17 protein-coding genes are annotated in these 19,196 nt (G+C 63.4%); 12 read left to right on the top strand and 5 right to left on the bottom strand.

What is annotated here, in order from left to right; all coding sequences use genetic code 11:
* Positions 1 to 68 precede the first annotated feature (68 nt).
* Positions 69 to 650, top strand: a complete 582-nt coding sequence (locus B2J69_RS04330) for a LysE family translocator (protein ID WP_081136772.1) — start codon at positions 69 to 71, stop codon at positions 648 to 650.
* Here B2J69_RS04330 and B2J69_RS04325 read toward each other — a convergent pair.
* From B2J69_RS04325 to B2J69_RS04315, 3 genes are all read right to left on the bottom strand, one after another.
* A complete protein-coding gene (locus B2J69_RS04325; RefSeq protein ID WP_081136770.1) occupies positions 647 to 3,031 on the bottom strand; it encodes a phosphoketolase family protein in 2,385 nt (794 codons plus the stop codon). The two genes, B2J69_RS04330 and B2J69_RS04325, sit on opposite strands and share 4 nt — an antisense overlap.
* 155 nt (positions 3,032 to 3,186) lie before the next feature.
* Positions 3,187 to 4,803 carry a malate dehydrogenase (quinone) gene (gene mqo, locus B2J69_RS04320; protein ID WP_081136768.1) on the bottom strand — a complete coding sequence of 539 codons (1,617 nt, stop codon included), beginning with the start codon at positions 4,801 to 4,803 and terminating at the stop codon, positions 3,187 to 3,189.
* 513 nt (positions 4,804 to 5,316) lie between these two features.
* Positions 5,317 to 5,559: a DUF1158 domain-containing protein gene (locus B2J69_RS04315; RefSeq protein ID WP_081136766.1), complete on the bottom strand. Its 243-nt coding sequence runs from the start codon at positions 5,557 to 5,559 to the stop codon at positions 5,317 to 5,319.
* Positions 5,560 to 5,861: 302 nt separating this feature from the next.
* Between B2J69_RS04315 and mntP the strand changes: the two genes are divergently transcribed.
* From mntP to B2J69_RS04265, 11 genes are all read left to right on the top strand, one after another.
* Entirely contained in the window at positions 5,862 to 6,437 is a 576-nt protein-coding gene (gene mntP, locus B2J69_RS04310; protein WP_081136764.1) for a manganese efflux pump MntP, read from the top strand.
* Between the two features lie 118 nt (positions 6,438 to 6,555).
* Positions 6,556 to 6,633 (top strand): stress response protein AzuC, encoded by a 78-nt coding sequence (gene azuC / locus B2J69_RS24500; RefSeq protein ID WP_143806243.1) that lies wholly within the window; start codon positions 6,556 to 6,558, stop codon positions 6,631 to 6,633.
* A gap of 251 nt (positions 6,634 to 6,884) precedes the next feature.
* A complete protein-coding gene (gene dgcN / locus B2J69_RS04305) occupies positions 6,885 to 7,892 on the top strand; it encodes an N-acetyltransferase DgcN (RefSeq protein WP_081136762.1) in 1,008 nt (335 codons plus the stop codon).
* 1 nt (position 7,893) lies between these two features.
* Positions 7,894 to 8,859 (top strand): N-acetyl-D-Glu racemase DgcA, encoded by a 966-nt coding sequence (gene dgcA / locus B2J69_RS04300; protein ID WP_081136760.1) that lies wholly within the window; start codon positions 7,894 to 7,896, stop codon positions 8,857 to 8,859.
* A gap of 17 nt (positions 8,860 to 8,876) precedes the next feature.
* Positions 8,877 to 10,736 (top strand): ABC transporter ATP-binding protein, encoded by a 1,860-nt coding sequence (locus B2J69_RS04295; RefSeq protein WP_081136758.1) that lies wholly within the window; start codon positions 8,877 to 8,879, stop codon positions 10,734 to 10,736.
* A gap of 31 nt (positions 10,737 to 10,767) precedes the next feature.
* Positions 10,768 to 12,303 (top strand): glutathione ABC transporter substrate-binding protein, encoded by a 1,536-nt coding sequence (locus B2J69_RS04290; RefSeq protein WP_081136756.1) that lies wholly within the window; start codon positions 10,768 to 10,770, stop codon positions 12,301 to 12,303.
* A gap of 30 nt (positions 12,304 to 12,333) precedes the next feature.
* On the top strand, positions 12,334 to 13,266 hold the full coding sequence (locus B2J69_RS04285; protein ID WP_081136754.1) for an ABC transporter permease: 933 nt from the start codon (positions 12,334 to 12,336) through the stop codon (positions 13,264 to 13,266).
* The gene (locus tag B2J69_RS04280) at positions 13,263 to 14,147 is read left to right on the top strand and encodes an ABC transporter permease subunit (protein ID WP_081136751.1); all 885 of its coding nucleotides are present in this window, start codon (positions 13,263 to 13,265) and stop codon (positions 14,145 to 14,147) included. The genes B2J69_RS04285 and B2J69_RS04280 overlap by 4 nt, the downstream gene beginning before the upstream one ends.
* A gap of 2 nt (positions 14,148 to 14,149) precedes the next feature.
* On the top strand, positions 14,150 to 15,202 hold the full coding sequence (locus B2J69_RS04275; protein WP_081136748.1) for a DmpA family aminopeptidase: 1,053 nt from the start codon (positions 14,150 to 14,152) through the stop codon (positions 15,200 to 15,202).
* Entirely contained in the window at positions 15,199 to 16,020 is an 822-nt protein-coding gene (locus tag B2J69_RS04270) for a M55 family metallopeptidase (RefSeq protein ID WP_081136746.1), read from the top strand. The genes B2J69_RS04275 and B2J69_RS04270 overlap by 4 nt, the downstream gene beginning before the upstream one ends.
* 93 nt (positions 16,021 to 16,113) lie before the next feature.
* Positions 16,114 to 16,950 carry a fumarylacetoacetate hydrolase family protein gene (locus B2J69_RS04265; RefSeq protein ID WP_081136744.1) on the top strand — a complete coding sequence of 279 codons (837 nt, stop codon included), beginning with the start codon at positions 16,114 to 16,116 and terminating at the stop codon, positions 16,948 to 16,950.
* Here the strand turns inward: B2J69_RS04265 and B2J69_RS04260 are convergent.
* Both B2J69_RS04260 and B2J69_RS04255 read right to left on the bottom strand, forming a co-directional pair.
* The gene (locus B2J69_RS04260) at positions 16,940 to 18,451 is read right to left on the bottom strand and encodes a serine hydrolase domain-containing protein (protein ID WP_081136742.1); all 1,512 of its coding nucleotides are present in this window, start codon (positions 18,449 to 18,451) and stop codon (positions 16,940 to 16,942) included. The two genes, B2J69_RS04265 and B2J69_RS04260, sit on opposite strands and share 11 nt — an antisense overlap.
* Complete coding sequence (locus B2J69_RS04255) at positions 18,448 to 19,188, bottom strand: ABC transporter ATP-binding protein (protein WP_081136740.1); 741 nt, start codon at positions 19,186 to 19,188, stop codon at positions 18,448 to 18,450. Before B2J69_RS04255 ends, B2J69_RS04260 begins: the two co-directional genes overlap by 4 nt.
* Positions 19,189 to 19,196: the final 8 nt, after the last annotated feature.

Here is a 19,196-nt window from a genome sequence, read left to right as displayed (position 1 = left end):
TGTGTCTCTGTTACCAACTCTTTTCCCGCTCTAGCATAGAACTCTGTTTCCTTTCAGAGAATAGCGCCATGCTCGATCCCTCTTTTTTCAGCTACGTTACCGTGATGTCTATTACGCCCGGCCCCAACAACCTGCTGCTGGCAACCTCCGGCGTTAATTTCGGCCTGCGCCGCACCCTGCCGATGATCTCCGGCGTGCTGCTGGGCTGCCTACTGCAAAACGCGCTGGCGGTGCTGGCGCTGGAGTGCCTGCTGAGCTGGATGAGCGCCGTTCGGCTGCCGCTGACGCTGGCGGGCTGCGCCTATCTGATCTGGCTGTCGTGGAAGCTGTGGCGGGCAGGCGCGCCGACCCAGCGGGAGAAGGCGCAGCCGATGACCGTGGCTGGCGCTATCGGCTTTCAGGCGGTCAATCCCAAAGCCTGGCTGATGGCCACGAACGTGGCGCTGCTCTGGAGCGCGCAAAGCGGGCTGCTGCCGGTGATGCTCGGCTTCGCGCTGGTGAATTTGCCCTGCATTTTGATCTGGGCGGCGCTGGGCGATCGGCTGGGCCTGCATCTGCAGACCCGCTGGAAGCGTCAGCTCTTCAACAGCGTGATGGCGCTCTCGCTGGTCGCCACCACGCTGTGGATGCTGGCGGACGCCCTGCGTTAGTCCGGCGCGCCGTCGCCCGTTTCTGACGGCCACTTCCAGCCGCGCACCTCCGGCACGTCTTCGCCATATTCGCGCACGTAGCGATGGTGTTCGGCGATGCGCTCCTGCAGGTCGTCAAGCAGCTCAGGATGGCGATCCGCCAGCCCCGGCACGCGCAGGATCGCCTCCTGCGCCAGATGATAGCGGTCCAGCTCGTTAAGCACCGTCATATCGAACGGCGTAGTGGTGGTGCCCTCTTCGTTGAAGCCGCGCACGTGGAAGTTGCGATGGTTGTTGCGCTGATAGGTCAGGCGATGCACCAGCGCCGGATAGCCGTGGAAGGCGAAAATCACCGGCCTGTCGAGGGTGAACAGCGCGTCGAATTCCGCTTCGCTTTTGCCGTGCGGATGCTGATCCTGGGTCTGCAGCGCCATCAGATCGACCACGTTCACCACGCGAATGCGCAGGTCGGGCAGATAGCCGCGCAGCAGATCCACCGCCGCCAGCGTCTCCAGCGTTGGCACGTCGCCGGCGCACGCCATCACCACGTCCGGCTCTTCGCCCTGCGGCGTGGTGCCCGCCCAGCGCCATTCGCCCATGCCCGCTTCGCAGTGCGCGATAGCGCTCTCCATATCCAGCCACTGCGCCGACGGCTGCTTGCCCGCCACGATCACGTTGATGCGATCCCAGGTGCGCAGGCAGTGATCGCCGACCCACAGCAGCGTGTTGGCGTCCGGCGGCAGATAGATGCGCACGATATCCGCTTTTTTATTGGCGACGTGATCCATAAAGCCGGGATCCTGGTGGCTGTAGCCATTGTGATCCTGGCGCCAGACGTGAGAAGAGAGCAGATAGTTGAGCGACGAGACCGGCTTGCGCCAGCCGAGTTTGCGCGTCACCTTCAGCCACTTGGCGTGCTGGTTGAACATCGAATCGACGATATGGATAAAGGCTTCGTAGCAGTTGAACAGGCCATGACGGCCGGTCAGCAGATAGCCCTCCAGCCAGCCCTGACACTGATGCTCGCTGAGGATTTCCATCACGCGGCCATCGCGCGCCAGCTGCTCGTCGTAGGGTTTCATCGGCTCCAGCCAGGTGCGGCTGGTGACGTCGAACACCGGCGTCAGACGGTTCGAGGCGGTTTCATCGGGGCCGAACAGGCGGAAATTATGCTGATTGCGCGCGAAAATCTCCGCCAGATAGCGGCCGAACTGCTCGGTGGCCTGCGCCAGCTGCGAGCCGGGCGCTTTCACGTCAAAGGCGAACTCGCGGATATCAGGGGTGTTAAGCTCGCGGCGCAGCAGGCCGCCGTTGGCGTGCGGCGAGGCGCCCATGCGCTTGTCGCCCTGCGGCGCCAGCGCGCGCAGCTCCGGCTTCAGCCGACCCTGCTCGTCAAACAGATCGTCCGGCTGATAGCTGCGCAGCCACTGCTCCAGAATCTGGCGATGTCCCGCATCCTCGCGGCAGGCCGCCACCGGCACCTGATGGGCGCGCCAGAAATCCTCGACTTTTTTACCGTCCACCTCCTGCGGGCCGGTCCAGCCTTTCGGGCTGCGCATCACGATCATCGGCCAGCGCGGGATCCCTTCCTGCTTGCCGCCTGCGCGCGCCGCCTGCTGATAAGCGGCGATGTTATCGAAGGCGCGCTCCAGTGTAGCGGCCATCTGCTGATGCATCTGCTCCGGTTCGTGGCCGCTGACAAACAGCGGCTCGTAGCCGTAGCCGCTAAACAGCTGCTGCAGATCCTCGTCGCTGGCGCGTCCCAGAATGGTCGGGTTGGCGATTTTATAGCCGTTGAGATGCAGGATCGGCAGCACCGCGCCGTCGCGCGCGGGATTGAGAAACTTAATGCCGTGCCAGCTCGACGCCAGCGGGCCGGTTTCCGCCTCGCCGTCGCCGATCACGCAGGGCACGATCAGATCGGGATTATCGAAGGCGGCGCCAAAGGCGTGCGACAGCGAATAGCCGAGTTCGCCTCCTTCGTTGATCGATCCCGGGGTTTCCGGCGCGGCGTGGCTGGGAATGCCGCCGGGAAAAGAGAACTGCTTGAACAGGCGCTGCATCCCGTCAATATCCTGGCTGACGTGCGGGTAGATTTCGCTGTAGCTGCCCTCCAGCCAGGTGTTGGCCACCATGCCGGGGCCGCCGTGGCCCGGCCCGCAGATATAGATCAGGTTCAGGTCGCGCTGGCGGATAATGCGGTTGAGGTGCGCGTAGATAAAGTTAAGGCCCGGCGTGGTGCCCCAGTGGCCCAGCAGGCGCGGCTTGATATGTTCCGGCTGCAGCGGCTCGCGCAGCAGCGGGTTCGCCATCAGGTAGATCTGCCCGACGGAAAGGTAGTTGGCGGCGCGCCAGTAGCGATCCAGCAGCTGAAGATCGCTGGCAGCGGTCGGTTGTGACATCGGACATTCTCCTGGTTAGCGAAACGTGATGGGGAATAAGCGTTTCATTAACCCTAATAGAGAATCCGCCACTCGACCAGGCGCGGTCACGGCGCGGGGCGCTGCGCCGCCCATAAAAAAGCCCCGCCGAGCGGGGCATTGTCGTCACAACGTGATTACTTGCCGACCACGTGCGCGGTTTCGCGCGCTTCGTCGTTGGCGGCGTTTGGCGTTACCGGCGGCGTATAGGCGAGCTTGAGTACGCGGCTGGTATCCGCCAGCACTTTCTCCGTCAGCGCGACGTCGCCGTTGAGCTTGCGGCCCCATGACGGCACCACCGCGCGAATGCGGTTCTGCCATTCGGTGGAGGCCATCTGCTCTGGCCAGGCCTTCGCCATCAGCTCCAGCATAATCGGCGCGGCAGTCGACGCGCCCGGCGAGGCGCCGAGCAGGGCAGCGATGGTGCCGTCCTGCGAGGTGACCACTTCGGTGCCGAGACGCAGCACGGCGCCCTCTTTGGCGTCTTTCTTGATAATCTGCACGCGCTGGCCCGCGGTCACCAGACGCCAGTCGTCCGGCTGCGCATCCGGCACGTAGGCGCGCAGCGCCTCCATGCGATCGGCATCGCTCTGCAGCACCTGATCGACCAGATATTTCACCAGATCGAAGCTTTTCAGCCCGACGTTCATCATCGGCAGCAGGTTGCCGCTGTTCATCGAGCCGAACATATCGAGCAGCGAGCCCTGTTTAAGGAATTTGGTAGAGAAGGTGGCGAACGGGCCAAACAGCAGCACGCGTTTACCGTCCAGCACACGGGTATCGACGTGCGGCACCGACATCGGCGGCGCGCCGACCGAGGCTTTGCCATATACCTTCGCCATATGCTGGCGTACCACGTCTGGATTTTCGGTCACGAGGAAAGAGCCGCCGACCGGGAAGCCCGCATAGCCGCCTACCTCGGGAATGCCGCTTTTTTGCAGCAGCGGCAGCGCCGCGCCGCCTGCGCCGATAAAGATGTTTTTCGCCGTGAGCTGGCGCTTCTCGCCCGTCGCCAGCGAATGCAGCGTCGCCTGCCAGCGGCCGTCGCTCAGGCGCTTGAGATCGCGCACTTCCTGGCGCAGACGCAGGCGGAAGCTGGAGCGTTTCTCCAGCGAGGCGATCAGCTGACGCGTCACTTCACCAAAGTTAACGTCGGTGCCCATTTCCGTCCAGGTCGCCGCCACTTTCTGCCGGCGGTCGCGGTTCTTCATCACCAGCGGGATCCACTCGGCAATCTGCTGCGGATCTTCGGAGTAGGCCATGCCGCGGAACAGCGTGCTTTTCTGCAGCGCCTGGTAGCGCTTGCGCAGGAAAGCCACGTTCTCGTCGCCCCAGACGAAGCTCATATGCGGCGTGCTGTTAATAAAACGTTCAGGCGAGTGGAGATGGCCCTTTTGCACCTGATACGCCAGGAACTGACGGGAGATCTGGAAAGATTCGTTGATCGCCAGCGCCTTGCTGATGTCGATGCTGCCATCCGCCTTTTGCGGCGTATAGTTCAGCTCCGCCAGCGCGGCGTGGCCGGTGCCGGCGTTGTTCCAGCCATTGGAGGACTCTTCCGCCACGCTCTCCAGCCGCTCGACCATCTCAATGGTCCAGTCCGGCTCCAGCTCCTGTAGCCAGGCGCCCAGGGTCGCGCTCATCACGCCGGCGCCGATCAGCAGGACGTCCACCTCTTTACGCTCGGACATCTGCGGTTTTTCCATGCCAATGGCGCTCATTGCGAGCGTAAGATTTACAGCTGTTTTGCACATGAGGCGACATCTCCTCTCTCTGTTGACCTGATGCTCAACAGTTTCGCAGGCGAAATAGTCACGCTTCTTGGGAGCGCGTTGCGCTATTTCCTAAAGGTTAAGACTCAGGTTCGTTTAAGCGGGATGCAGGTTAACTGCACGTTATGCTTTGTCTGTTGAATATAACATTCTCGTCTCTGAATTAAACATTTGTTTATTTTTTAAATGCAGAAATGATTCAGCATAAGAATTAATCATCTCAGCCTGGCGGCTATAAGGAATTTTTTACCGTAAACTCAGCGGGTTAACCTAATATGATGTTGCGTAACTGCACAATGACAGTGCATAACGGCAGATGACGAGAAAATGGCCATATTTTATAAGCCAATGATTTTATGGATTTATACTGAAAGGGATCGATAAGGAATTTTTGACGTGACGACCGGGAAACCGCGTTTCTGTAAAAATAGTGTTACATTTTTGTGATTTTGATCGGCCCGCGCCAGAGGAAAAAGGCGCGGGCGGAGAGGTTCGTCAGGAACGAAACCAGCGGCGATAAATAAAGCGGATCACATAGAACTCCGCCGCGCCCAGCAGCAGAAACCACACGCAGAAGATCAGGGTGTAGAGCTGGTTGATATCCTGCAGGTGCAGCCGTTGGGTCAGGCTTCTCGCCATTGTCAGGCCAAAATTGGGCGCTGGCAGCAGCAAAGCAGAGAGAAAGCCAAGCAGCAAAATGCCGCCGGGAATAATCAGGGACTCGAAAGGATTTTTCATCAGCAGGTTCCGCGTTAATCAGCGCGGCTATTTTCCGGCAATCGCCGCCAGGGTTCAATCCCCGCGCGTCGGCGAGGCGCATGCGGTAAAAAGGCCGCAAGAAAAGGCTTAAGTACCATCAACTTAGCGGCAAAAGATAGCGAACGATAAAAGTTATAGCCTTTGCTATACTTAAATCCCTGATTTTGTTGTCTTTTTATCGGGCATCATGCGTGCTAGACTGCGCGCACTTTTATCAGACTGAACAGATAATGCGGTCAAAAGCGGGTGTTCGAACGCTTTTTACCCTGACACTAGCCATTATGACTTTTATCGCCACCCTGATCCTGGCTTTCGGCATGTCGATGGACGCCTTTGCCGCTGCGTTAAGCAAAGGCGCGGCGCTGCATCGCCCCGGATTCAAAGAAGCGCTGCGTACTGGCCTGATTTTTGGCGCCATTGAAGCGCTGACGCCGTTGATCGGCTGGGCTGCTGGCCTGGCCGCCAGCCGCTATGTAATGGCGTGGGACCACTGGGTCGCCTTTTTCCTGCTGTCGTTCCTCGGCGGCCGCATGATGATGGAAGGCTTCCGTCAGACGGCGACGGCTGAGCCGTGCGAAGCGCCGCAGCGTCACGGTTTTCTGGTGCTCGCCACCACGGCGGTCGCTACCAGCCTCGATGCGCTGGCGGTTGGCGTCGGCCTGGCCTTTTTGCAGGTCAACATTATCGCCACCGCGCTCACCATCGGCATGGCGACCACCATTATGGCGACCACCGGCGTGCTGGTAGGGCGTTTAGTGGGGCCGGTGCTGGGCAAATGGGCGGAAGTGCTCGGCGGGCTGGTGTTGATCTCCATTGGCTGCACTATTCTCAGCCAGCATCTTCATCTCTTCGCCTGAGATCGGCCGAGCAGATTAATGCTGTTTTTGTGATCTGGTTCAAAATTTATTGCCTGCAAAATGCACAGAAGTTATAATTTCTCTGCATTTCTTCAACAAATTTTGAATCAGGTACGCTATGAAACGCTTTATGAAATATGTTTTCCGTGCTTATGTTGAAACCTTTAAGTACGTCCCGCCAGGCGCAATGTATTAATTCTCTCTTGTTGCATCGCCTCAGGTAATCACGGCGTCTGCTGCGCCGTGATGCCCGCTAGCCATAGCCTTTTCTTTTTACCCTTTCCCTGCTTTTCGCCTGCTCAACCCGCCATTGCGCGCCTGTCATAAGCGCAGCTTTTTGCTATAGCCCCAGGTTATAGCCCGCGACCAAACAAGCATTCGTCCCGCTCTCTCTGCCGTGAAATAGTGCGCTTCAGACCCTTAACCCTGTCTGAAAGAGAGCGCATCATGTTTATCCCGCAACCTTATCTGCTGTTTCTCGGCGACGTCACCGATCCGCTTGCGGCCAAAACCGCGCGCGGCATTCAGGTATGGCGGCCCGAACAGTGCGTCGGCGAAATGCGTCTGCCCGGCTGCACCGTTTCCCTTGGCCTCGACGAGCTGGACATTGCCGCGGCGAAGGCGCGCGGCGCGAAAACCCTGGTGCTCGGCACCGCCAACGCGGGCGGCGTTCTGCCGCAGCACTGGATGGAGAGCGTCACCTCCGCCATCAAAGCGGGCATGAACGTGGCGAGCGGCCTGCATCATCGCCTGGCGGACGAGCCGGAGCTGGTGGCGCTGGCGGAGGCGCACGGCGTCGCGCTGTTCGATATCCGTCATATGCGTCCAAAACTGGCAGTGGGCAGCGGTAAAAAACGCAGCGGCAAGCGCGTGCTGACTGTCGGAACCGACTGCTCGGTCGGCAAAATGTACACCTCGCTGGCGCTGGAAGCCGCGATGCGCGAACAGGGCCTGAAGGCGGATTTCCGCGCCACCGGGCAGACCGGCATCCTTGTGGCGGGCGAAGGCATCGCTATCGACGCGGTTATCGCCGATTTTATCGCCGGCGCGGCGGAGGCGCTCTCGCCCGCTAACGACGACGATCACTGGGATATCGTCGAGGGGCAAGGCTCGCTGTTTCACCCCTCCTACGCGGGCGTCAGCATGGGATTGATCCACGGCGCGCAGCCGCACTGGCTGGTGATGTGTCATGAGATGGGACGTCCGCATATGCGGCATTTACCGCATCAGCCGATGGTGGGCCTGGCGGACTGCGTCGAAGCCAATCTGCGCGCGGCGCAGGTCACCAGCGACAATCCGCAGCTGGCGGGTTTCGCCATCAATACCTCGAACTTCAGCGAACAAGAGGCGCGCGACTACTGCGCGCAGCTCAGCGCAACCTTTGGCGTGCCGGCGACGGATCCGGTGCGTTTCGGTATTGCGGCCATCGCCGCGCTGCTGAAAGAGCGAGGCTGATATGCGCCGTATGCTGATCGACGTGCTGACGCTGCCGCTGGCGCGGCCGTTTGCTATTGCGCGCGGCACCCGCACCGCCGTGGCGGTGATACGGGTCACGCTGGAGCAGGATGGCTTTATCGGGCGCGGCGAATGTACGCCGACGCCGCGCTACAACGAGTCCGTCGAGAGCGTGCACGCACAGCTCAACGCAATGAAGGACGCGATTGAAGGCGGTCTCAGCCGCGACGCGCTGCAAACCCAGCTCAACGCGGGCGCGGCGCGCAACGCGCTGGATTGCGCCCTGTGGCGTCTGGATGCCGCGCGCGCCAGGGGGACGCTGTGGCAGCAGGTTGGCGTGGCCGCGCCCGCGTCGGTGGTGACCGCAGAAACCCTGAGTCTCGACAGCGTCGAGAAGATGGCCGAGGCGGCGGCGGACGCGGTGTCGCGCGGCGCGCGGCTGCTGAAAATCAAGCTCGACCGCGAGGCGATAGTAGAAAAGGTGGCGGCTATCCGCGCCGTCGCGCCGGATGCCACGCTGATCGTCGACGCCAACGAAGCCTGGGGCGGCCTTGAACTGCCGACGCTGTTCGCGGCGCTGTTGCCTTACCGACTTGCAATGATCGAACAGCCGCTGCCGGCGGGCGAGGATGCCGGATTAGAGCATATTGCCCATCCCATTCCCCTTTGCGCCGACGAAAGCTGCCACACGCGCGGCGACATCGCCGCGCTGCGCGCGCGCTACGAGATGATCAACATCAAGCTCGACAAGTGCGGCGGCCTGACGGAGGCGCTGGCGATGATCGACGAGGCGCGAAAGCAGGAGATGCGCATCATGGTGGGCTGCATGCTCGGCTCCTCGCTGGCGATGGAGGCGGCGCTGCTGGCCACGCCGCAGGCGGAGCATGTCGATCTGGACGGTCCCATCTGGCTGGCGGCGGACAGTTCGCCCTTCCTGACCTATTCACAAGGCCGCATCTGGCTGTAAACGCACAAGGAGCAACGATGACGGACCTTTCTCGCCAGTCCGACGCCAGCGTGGCCGGATCAAGCAGCGCGCCGGTGCTGGCGATAGAGCATCTCAGCGTCAGCTTTCGCGGACGCAGCGGCGTGCATCAGGCGCTGCACGACGTCTCCTTCGCCATTCAGCCAGGGGAAATCGTGGCGGTCGTCGGCGAGAGCGGCTCGGGAAAATCGGTCACTTCGCTGGCGGTGATGGGGCTGCTGGCCGCCTCGGCGCGCATCGACGGCGGCGCGATCCGCTTTCGCGACCGCACAGGCGAAACGCGCGATCTCAGCCGGCTCAGCGACGAGCAGCGGCGCAGGCTGCGCGGCCGCGAAATGGCGATGATTTTTCAGGAGCCGATGACCTCGCTGAATCCGGTGCTGCGCGTGGGCGATCAGCTCACGGAAGCGCTGCGCGACCACCAGATCTGCTCCGGCGCCGAAGCGCAGGCGCGCGCGCGGTCGCTGCTGCGTCAGGTGCGCATCGCCGACATCGATCGCGTGATGAAAAGCTTTCCGCACGCGCTCTCCGGCGGCATGCGTCAGCGCGTGATGATCGCCCAGGCGCTGGCGTGCGATCCGGAGCTGCTGATTGCCGACGAACCGACCACCGCGCTCGACGTCACGGTGCAGGCGCGCATTCTGCATATTCTGCGCGAGCTGCAGCGGGAAAAGCAGATGGCGGTGCTGTTTATCACGCATGACATGGGCGTCGTCGCCGAGGTGGCGGATCGCGTGGTGGTGATGTATCGCGGCCATGTAGTCGAACAGGGGCCGGTAGAGGCGATTTTCGCCGCGCCGCAGCACGACTACACCCGCGCGCTGCTGGCGGCGGTGCCGAAGCCGGGAGAGATGCGCGAACAGCGCTGGCCGCAGCGCTTTCCGCTGCTGCACGGCGACGCGCCGGCCGAGGAGCCGCATATCACCGCCCGCTACGAAGAGAAACCGCTGCTCGACGTGCGCGGCCTGAGCGTGCGCTTTCCCATTCGCAGCGGCATTTTCTCCGCGCTGACGCACCGCGTGCATGCGGTGGAGCAGATCGACTTCGCCCTCTGGCCAGGGGAAACCCTGGCGATCGTCGGCGAAAGCGGCTGCGGCAAATCGACCACCGGCCGCGCCCTGATGCGGCTGGTTGACGGCGACGCCGACAGCATTCTGTTCGCCGGCCGGGAGATTGCCAGCCTGAAAGAGGCGCAGTTCCAGCCGCTGCGGCGTGAAATCCAGATGGTGTTTCAGGATCCCTACGCCTCGCTCAACCCGCGGCTCACCGTCGGCTTTACCATTGCGGAGCCGCTGCTGTTGCACGGACTGGTGCGCTCGCTTGAGGAAGCAACGCCGCAGGTCGAGGCGCTGTTAGCGAGCGTCGGTCTGCTGCCGGAACACGCACGACGCTATCCCCATGAGTTTTCCGGCGGCCAGCGGCAGCGCATCGCCATCGCCCGCGCCATGGCGCTGAAACCCAAAATTATTATTGCCGATGAAGCGGTCTCCGCGCTCGACGTGTCGGTTCAGGCGCAGGTCATCAACCTGATGATGGATTTGCAGCAGCAAACCGGCGTCGCGTGGATTTTTATCTCGCACGACATGGCCGTAGTGGAGCGCATCGCCAACCGCGTCGCGGTGATGTACCTCGGACAGATCGTCGAGATCGGACCGCGACAGTCGGTGTTCAATCAGCCGCAGCACCCCTACACGCAACGCCTGCTGGCCTCGGTGCCGGTGGTCGATCCGCTCAACCGTCCAGCACGCCGGTTTGACGAGAGTGAAATCCCGTCGCCTGTGCGCAGCGTAAAAGAGACGGTCAGTAAACATCGTTATCGTCAGGTCGCGCCCGGTCACTGGGTGGCCGACGCGCGTTAACTGCGCCTACTCATCAATACCAGGAGCCTTTATGAAGCCACTATTCCGCCGCGCCTCTCTTGCCCTCGCGCTCTCTCTGGCCAGCGTCGCGCAGGCGCAGGATCTGCGTATTTCGATGTACGCCGATATCACCGGCCTCGATCCGCATGACACCTCCGATAACATCAGCTATTCGGTGCTGAGCGGCATCTTTGAACGCCTGTTCCAGTTCGACGCCAAAATGACCCTGACGCCCTGGCTGGCGACGGGCTACACCAGCAACGACAACGCCACGCAGTTCACCCTGACTCTGCGCGACGGCGTGACCTTTCAGGACGGCACGCCTTTTGACGCCGACGCGGTGAAGGCCAACCTCGAGCGGCTCGCCGACCAGAAAAAGGGGCTAAAGCGCAACAGCCTTTACCGCATGATCAAAAGCGTTACGGTGCTGGCGCCCAATAAAGTGCAAATCGATCTCAGCGAATCCTTCGGCGCCTTTATCAACACCCTGGCGCACCCCTCGGCGGTGATGTGGAGCCCAGCGGTGCTGAAGGCTTTTCCCGACGAGGCGCAGCTGCGCCTGCATCCGGTCGGCACCGGTCCGTTTAGCTTTGTCGACTGGCAGCCGGGCAAGGCGGTAACGCTGACGAAATTCAGCGGCTACTGGAACAAGGGCTGGCCGAAGGTGGACCGGGTGATCTTCTCGCCCAGCCCGGAAGACGCCACGCGCGTCGCGGCGCTGAAGTCGGGCCAGGTAGACGCCATCTATCCGCTGCCGTCCGATCTCGTCGCCGCGGTGCAGAGCGACAGCCGGCTGGCGATCCAGCGCGATCCCAGCATCTATCTCTACTACATGGCGATCAACACCCAGCACAAGCCGCTGGCGGACAGGCGCGTGCGCCAGGCGATCAACTACGCCATCAACCGCGAGCTGTGGCTGAAAGTGGGCTTTGCCGGCATGGGCGCGCCCGCCACGTCGGCGATCCCGAGCGGCGTGCAGTTCTACCAGAAGCAGAGCGAGCCGAACTATCGCTACGCGCCGGAAGAGGCGAAGGCGCTGCTGAAAGCGGCGGGCTATGCGGACGGGCTCGATCTCAAGCTCTGGTGCACCAACGCCACCGCCAGCGTCCGCGCCGCGCAGTTTCTCAAGGCGCAGCTGGCGTCGGTCGGCATCCGCGTGACCGTGACACCGATGGATTCCGGTACGCGCAACGCCAGACTGTGGGGCGTAAAGGATCCGAAACAGGCCGAGTACGATCTTTACTACGGCGGCTGGTCCACCTCGACCGGCGACGCCGACTGGGCGCTGCGTCCGCTGTTCGCCAGCGAATCCTGGGTGCCGACCTCTTACAACGTCTCCTACTACAGCAATCCGGCGGTGGATAAAGCGATTGCCGGCGGCCTGGCGACCGCCGAACCGGCGAAGCGCGCGGCGGCCTACGCCGAGGCGCAGCGCCTGCTGTGGCAAGAGGCGCCCATCGCCTTTCTCGGCACGCCAGACAACCTGGTCGGCAAAACGAAAACGCTGAGCGGCGTCTCGATGCTGCCCGACGGTAATCTGCTTTTTAACCAGGCGATTTTCAAATAACGCCTGTCGGCTCTGCAAAAAAGGAAGGCTATGTTCGCATACATTCTGCGTCGACTGCTGGAGATGATCCCGGTGCTGCTGGTGGTTTCGCTGCTGGTGTTCGGCTTTATCAAGCTGCTGCCCGGCGATCCGGCGCGCATCTACGCCGGGCCTGACGCGCCGATCGAGGCGGTCGAGGCGGCGCGTCAGCATCTCGGCCTGAACGATCCGCTGCCGCAGCAGTATGTTAACTGGCTGGGCGGTATGCTGCGCGGCGATTTGGGCGTCACCTACCGCACCCAGCAGCCGGTGCGGGAGGTGATCCGCAAAGGCTTTATGCCGACGCTGTGGCTGGCGCTGGCGGGGTTCGCCTGGTCGGTAACGCTGGGGCTGGCGCTGGGCGTCGCCGCGGCGCTGCGGCGCGGCGGCTGGCTGGACTGGACGCTGATGAGCGCCGCGGTCGGCGGCATTTCGATGCCGGCGTTCTGGCTCGGCCTGCTGCTGATCCAGTTCGTCGCCATGCCGTTCGGCCTCTTTTCGGTCAGCGGCTTCAACCAGCCCGCCGATATCATCCTGCCCGCCATCACGCTTGGCTCGTCGGTCGCGGCGGTAATGGCGCGCTTTACCCGCTCGGCGTTTCTTGAGGTGGCGCAGGAGGATTATGTGCGCACCGCGCGCGCCAAAGGGCTGCGCGCCGCGCGCGTCACCTGGAAACATGTGATGCGCAACGCGCTGATCCCGGTGATCACCATGCTGGGATTGCAGTTCGGCTTTCTGCTCGGCGGCTCTATTGTGGTGGAGAGCGTCTTCAACTGGCCCGGCCTGGGCTGGCTGCTGATTGAATCAATCAAGGCGCAGGACCAGCCGGTGATTCAGGCGCTGGTGATGCTGTTCGTGTTTGAATTTATCCTTATCAACCTGCTGGTGGATCTGCTCTACGCGGTGGTGAATCCGGCCATTCGTCTCAGTCAGGGGGCCAAATGAGCCAGCAGACGCTCACTACCGGCGACCGCGCCGCGATCCGCTCGCCGTGGCGCGACTTTCTGCACGCCTTTGTGCGCAATCCGCTGGCGCTGGCGTCAGGCGGCTTCGTGCTGCTGCTGCTGCTGGTTGCCCTTTTCGCGCCCTGGCTGGCGCCCTGGGATCCGATGGCGCCAGACTGGACGGCGCTCTCCGCGCCGCCATCTGGCGCGCACTGGATGGGCACGGACGACCTCGGGCGCGACGTGCTGAGCCGCGTGATCTACGGCGCGCGTATCTCGCTCTACGTCGGCGTGGTGTCGGTGACGCTCGGCATGCTGGTCGGCATCGTGCTCGGCCTGCTGGCGGGCTACTACGGCCGCTGGGTCGATATGCTGATTATGCGCGGCTGCGACGTGCTCTTCGCCTTTCCCGGCATGCTGCTGGCGATTGCGGTAGTGGCGATACTCGGGCCCGGCCTCAACAACGTGATTATCGCGGTGGCGGTGTTCAGCGTGCCGGTCTTCGCGCGCATCGTGCGCGCCTCGACGCTGTCGCTGAAGCAGGCCGCCTGGGTTGACGCGGTGCGCTGCGCTGGCGCGCCGGATCGGGTGATCCTGCTGCGCCATATTCTTCCCGGCACGCTGCCGAACGTGATCATCTACTTCACCATGCGCATCGGCACCAGTATCCTCACCGCCGCCGGGCTGAGCTTTATCGGCCTCGGCCCGGAGCCGGATGTGCCGGAGTGGGGCAATATTCTTGCCATGAGCCGCAGCATGATGATGGCGGGCCTGTGGCACGTCAGCGTGTTTCCCGGCCTGGCGATTTTTATGACGGTGCTGGCGTTCAACCTGCTGGGCGATGCGCTACGCGATACGCTGGACCCTAAACTAAAGAGCTAAAGATGGACTTTCAACAACAGCAGCGCGACCTGTTGCTGCAGCGCTGGCGCGCCACGCGCCGGCTGGGCCAGCCGCGCGGCGTCTGCGGGCCGACCAACGGCATCAGCGACGTGCCGGGCGTGCGCGTCGGTCACTACACGCTGGACAAGGATGAGCAGCAGACCGGCGTCACGGCGGTGGTGCCGCCGGGCGAGAATCTTTTCGCCCAGCCGTTGCCGTGCGGCGCGGCGGTGTTCAACGGCTTCGCGAAGCCGGTCGGGCTGGTGCAGGTTACGGAGCTGGGCGTGCTGCAGACGCCGATCCTGCTCAGCAACACGCTGGCGGTCGGCACGCTGTTCACCACCCTGGCGCGCGCGGCTATCCGCGCCAACCCTGAGCTGGGACGCGAGCTGCCCACGGTCAACCCGCTGGCGCTGGAGTGCAACGACGGCTGGCTCAACGATATTCAGGCGATGGCGATCACCGAAGCGATGGCGCAGGCGGCGCTCGACAGCGCCGACGTCGCGTTCGCGCGCGGCAGCGTCGGCGCAGGACGCGGCATGAGCTGCTTTAGCCTGAAAGGCGGCATCGGCAGCGCCTCGCGCCGCATTGCGTCGCTTAACGCCACGCTGGGGGTGCTGGTGCTGGCGAACTTCGGCGCGCTGGAGGCGCTGACGCTGGACGGCGTGCGGCTTGGCGAGCAGATCGCGCCGCTGCTGCCGTCGCTGACGCCGCAGCGCGACGCCGGCTCCATCATTATTATTATGGCGACCGACGCGCCGCTCGACGCGCGCCAGCTGACGCGCGTGGCGAAGCGCGCCGGCGCCGGTCTGGGGCGGCTTGGCAGCTACTGGGGACACGGCTCCGGCGACATCGCGGTGGCCTTCTCCACGCAGCCAGCGCCGCAGCCGCCGCAGGATGCCGCGCTGGAGCCGCTGCTGTCGGCGGCAGCCGACGCCACCGAACACGCGGTGCTCGACGCGCTGCTCAGCGCAGAGTCCGTTACCGGCTTTCGCGGCCACCATCGTCCGGCGCTCAGCGATGTGCTGGACCGCCTTGCAGGAGTCACACCGTGAAAATATTTATCTCCGCCGATATCGAAGGCGTCGCGGGTGTAATGCGCCCGGAACAGTGCACGCCCGGCCACGCCGACTGGCAGCTGGCGCGCGAGCTGATGGAGCAGGAGGTTAACGCCGCCATCGACGGCGCCTTTGCCGCCGGCGCGACCGACGTCGTTGTCGCCGACAGCCATGCGCAGATGACCAATCTGCGCGCCGCGCAGATAGATGCGCGCGCGCGTCTGGTGCAGGGCAAACCGCGCGCGCTCTCAATGGTTGAGGGACTGGAGCAGCAGCGCTTCGACGGGCTGATGCTGATCGGCTATCACAGCGCGGCGGGCGAGCACGGCGTGCTGGCGCACACCATCAACGGCCGCGCCTTCTGGCGCATCCTTATCAACGATCGGGTGGTGGGCGAAAGCGATATTTACGCGGCAGCGGCAGCGGAGCAGGGCACGCCGCTGTGGCTGGTGAGCGGCGACGACTGCCTGCAGCAGTGGATCGCCGAGCGCCACCCCGACGCGGACTATGTCTGCGTAAAGCGCGCGATTTCCCACACCAGCGCCGAGTCGCTCAGTCCAGAAGCGGCGCGCCAGCGCATTCGGCAGGCGGCGGAGCGTGCGGTGGCGCGCGCGCCGGGCGCGTGCGACGCCGCGCTTCGCCCACCTTATCGGCTGAGGCTGCAGGCGAGCAAACCGGTGCTGGCGGATCTCTTCTCGCTGATCCCCGGCGTCGCGCGTCTCGACGCCGTCACGGTCGGCTATCAGAGCGAGCGCATGGCGACGCTGGTCAGCCTGCTCAGCGCCTTTTCTTATCTGGCGTCGACACAAAATTAAACGCTATGTCATCGGATGAGCGGAAGTTTGTACGATTTTCATCTCATCTTTTGCTAACCTGCGCGCGAATTTATCGATAACAACGAGGCAGTAATGCAGCTTTGCAGTTTTTATCTTCCAGACCAGGGCATAAAAAGTTTCGGCATCGTCAAAGAAAACGGCGTGGTGGATGTCGGCACGCGCATGGGCGCTCAGTGCCCGGATCTGAAAACCTTTTTGCAGCGCTCCTCTCTGGCGGATCTCGCGGCGTTTCGCGATCTGCCCGCCGACTACGCGTTCGACGCGCTGCGCTTTCTGCCGGTAATTGACAATCCGGGCAAGGTCTTTTGCGTCGGCATGAACTACGCCGATAAGCGTAAAGAGTTTGCCGAAACCCAGAGCGCGCCGACGCTGTTTATCCGTTTCGCCGACTCTCTGACCGGTCATGGCCAGCCGCTGATGAAGCCCGCTTCTACCAGCGAGTTCGACTACGAAGGCGAGCTGGCGGTGATCATCGGCAAACCGGCGCATCAGGTGAAAGCCGACGAGGCGCTGGACTACGTGGCGGGCTACAGCTGCTTTATGGACGCCACGGTGCGCGATATGCAGTTTACCTGGTTCACCGCCGGGAAAAACTGGCCGCAGACCGGCGGTTTTGGCCCCTGGATGACCCTCGCTGAGACGATTGGCGATCCGCAGGCGCTGGCGATCAAAACCTTCCTCAACGGACGCGAAGTGCAGAACGACACCACCGGCAGCATGGTGCACAAGGTGGCGAATATTATTGAATATATCTCTGCTTTTAGTCCGCTCTCGCCGGGCGACGTCATTTTTACCGGTTCGCCAGGGGGCGTGGGGAAAAAACGCACCCCGCCGCTGTTTATGTTCAGCGGCGACGTGGTGGAAGTGGAGATTGAAAAGATCGGCAGGCTGCGCAACGTTATCGCGTAAACCGCACCACGCGGCTGCGGTTAAGCACTAATCGCAGCTCGTCTCCTCTGCGCTGTAGCATAAAGCGTTTCTGCCACGGCCCATCCTGCGCCGTCGCCAGCACGCGGTCGCCGCCCAGCGACTGTAGCCTGGCGACCAGCGCCGCCGGGCCGATGCCCATTGTGAGCCTCTCGCCCACGATCTCCAGTTCGCTGCGCCACTGCGGCAGGAACCAGCGCCCTTGCATCGCCTGCAGGCTGGCGCTGTCGGGCTGCGCCGGCACAAAGCGGCGCGGCGCATGGCCGATTTCGCCGACAATGGCGGCGCCGTCATGACGCAGGCGCAGCGGCAAGGTGCTGGAGAGCGATCGCGCGTCGCCGTGCGCGTCGCCGCGCCACAGGGTTTCGCTCGCGCCGAGCCAGGTCGCCGCGTCGCCGCCGATCTCCAGCCACTCCGCCTCTTGCTCCCCAACATAGAGGCCGGGCGCCAGATCGTGCCCCTTCTCCGGCAGCGTGCGGTTGAGCAGCGCCGCCATCACGCGCAGCGCGCTTTCCGAGGTGGCGATATCCTCACGGTTCGCCACCAGCGCCACGCCAGCATGGCGCTCGGGATGCAGCAGAAAATAGCTCTTGTAGCCCGCGTGCGACCCGCCGTGGCCAAACAGCGTCTGGGTGCCGATCTGGCTGCTGGCCAGGCCTAGCCCGTAGCCGCTGACGCGCCCGTCCGCCAGGGTGCGCGGCGCGCTGAGGCGCTGCAGCACGCCCGCGCCGGGGCCGCTGTCGCTCAGCAACGCCTGTAGCCAGCGCGTCAGATGGCGCAGGCTGCCGGTGACGCTGCCGGAGGCGGAAAGATGCAGGCCGGCGCTGGCGAGCCGCCAGCGGCTGCCGTCGAACCAGTAGCCTGGCGCCAGGCCGGGCACCACGTCGAACCAGGTTTCCGGCGCGGTCAGGCTGATATCGAGCGGCTGGCAAATATATTGCTGCAGCAGCGCGTCGAAACGCACCCCTTTGGCTTTGAGCGCCTCCTCCACCAGCCGGTAGCCGGTGTTGGTATAGGAGACTTCGCTGCCGGGCAGGTAGTTCAGCTCGCCCTCTGCGGCGATAAACGCCAGCAGATCGGCGTCCGTCGTGGCGTTGTAGACCGACAGGCCGATCAGCGACAGCGTTTCGCGCAGATCCGGCAGCCCGCTCGACATATCCAGCGCCTGACCGACGGTTACCTGCCCGTTAGCGCCGCGCAGCTGCGGCAGGTGATCCACCAGCCGGTCGTCAGGCGACAGATAACGGCGTCCCGGCCCGGTCGCCAGCGCCGCAAAAAGGTGTTTGGTCATCGACGCGAAGCGCACCACGCTGTCGAGGCTAAACGGCGTCTGCTGCGCCAGGTCCGCCAGCCCGGCGCAGTGCGTCGACTGCACCTGACGCGCGTCGAACAGCACCATCGCGCCGCCCGGCGCGTCGGGCTGGCGCCAGCCCTGCACAATCTCTTCGGCGACCGCTGCCGCCCGTTGCCACTCCAGCGTCATGCCGGCTCCTCCAGCCCAATGCTTAAATCAAACAGCTGCGCGGTGTGCGGATGGCGGATGCGGCGCGCGCGCAAATCGTCCGCGCTGAGCTGCTCCACCATTTCGCCGTGCTGCATTACGCCGATGCGCTGACAGAGATGCGTGACCACCGCCAGATTATGCGTCACCAGAATATAGGTGAGGCGGCGCTCGCTGCGCAAATCGCTGAGCAAATTCAGGATTTCCGCCTGCACGGAGACATCGAGCGCAGAGGTCGGCTCATCCAGCAGCAGCACCTCTGGTTCGGCGATCAGTGCGCGGGCGATCGCCACGCGCTGGCGCTGGCCACCGGAAAGCTGATGAGGATAGCGGAAGCGCGCGGCGGCGGGCAGGCCGACATCGCTCAGCGCCTGGCTAATGCGCTGTTCGACGCGATCGAGGCGATGCACCAGCAGCGGCTCATGCAAAATGCGGTCGATGGTCTGGCGCGGATGCAGCGAACCGTAGGGATCCTGAAACACCATCTGCACCTGACGAAAAAAGGCGCGGCCGCGTCGGGCGCTCAGCGCCATGCCGCCAAAGCGAATGTCGCCGCGCCAGGCATGATTCAATCCCGCCAGCGCGCGCAGCACCGTTGATTTGCCCGAGCCGCTTTCGCCTACCATGCCAAAACTCTCGCCGTTGCCTACCTGAAAAGAGACCGCTTTGACGGCGCGCTGCGCGCCGAAACTGATATCCAGATTGTTGATTTCAAACATAGCTTGCT

Source organism: Pantoea latae, from assembly GCF_002077695.1.
Taxonomy (GTDB): domain Bacteria; phylum Pseudomonadota; class Gammaproteobacteria; order Enterobacterales; family Enterobacteriaceae; genus Pantoea; species Pantoea latae.
This window is presented reverse-complemented; position numbering and strand designations above follow the sequence as displayed.

Coding starts and splice junctions, on each gene's coding strand:
- B2J69_RS04330 (WP_081136772.1), top strand. CDS start 69: ATGCTCGATCCCTCTTTTTTCAGCTACGTTACCGTGATGTCTATTACG.
- B2J69_RS04325 (WP_081136770.1), bottom strand. CDS start 3,031: ATGTCACAACCGACCGCTGCCAGCGATCTTCAGCTGCTGGATCGCTAC.
- mqo (WP_081136768.1), bottom strand. CDS start 4,803: ATGTGCAAAACAGCTGTAAATCTTACGCTCGCAATGAGCGCCATTGGC.
- B2J69_RS04315 (WP_081136766.1), bottom strand. CDS start 5,559: ATGAAAAATCCTTTCGAGTCCCTGATTATTCCCGGCGGCATTTTGCTG.
- mntP (WP_081136764.1), top strand. CDS start 5,862: ATGACTTTTATCGCCACCCTGATCCTGGCTTTCGGCATGTCGATGGAC.
- azuC (WP_143806243.1), top strand. CDS start 6,556: ATGAAACGCTTTATGAAATATGTTTTCCGTGCTTATGTTGAAACCTTT.
- dgcN (WP_081136762.1), top strand. CDS start 6,885: ATGTTTATCCCGCAACCTTATCTGCTGTTTCTCGGCGACGTCACCGAT.
- dgcA (WP_081136760.1), top strand. CDS start 7,894: ATGCGCCGTATGCTGATCGACGTGCTGACGCTGCCGCTGGCGCGGCCG.
- B2J69_RS04295 (WP_081136758.1), top strand. CDS start 8,877: ATGACGGACCTTTCTCGCCAGTCCGACGCCAGCGTGGCCGGATCAAGC.
- B2J69_RS04290 (WP_081136756.1), top strand. CDS start 10,768: ATGAAGCCACTATTCCGCCGCGCCTCTCTTGCCCTCGCGCTCTCTCTG.
- B2J69_RS04285 (WP_081136754.1), top strand. CDS start 12,334: ATGTTCGCATACATTCTGCGTCGACTGCTGGAGATGATCCCGGTGCTG.
- B2J69_RS04280 (WP_081136751.1), top strand. CDS start 13,263: ATGAGCCAGCAGACGCTCACTACCGGCGACCGCGCCGCGATCCGCTCG.
- B2J69_RS04275 (WP_081136748.1), top strand. CDS start 14,150: ATGGACTTTCAACAACAGCAGCGCGACCTGTTGCTGCAGCGCTGGCGC.
- B2J69_RS04265 (WP_081136744.1), top strand. CDS start 16,114: ATGCAGCTTTGCAGTTTTTATCTTCCAGACCAGGGCATAAAAAGTTTC.
- B2J69_RS04260 (WP_081136742.1), bottom strand. CDS start 18,451: ATGACGCTGGAGTGGCAACGGGCGGCAGCGGTCGCCGAAGAGATTGTG.
- B2J69_RS04255 (WP_081136740.1), bottom strand. CDS start 19,188: ATGTTTGAAATCAACAATCTGGATATCAGTTTCGGCGCGCAGCGCGCC.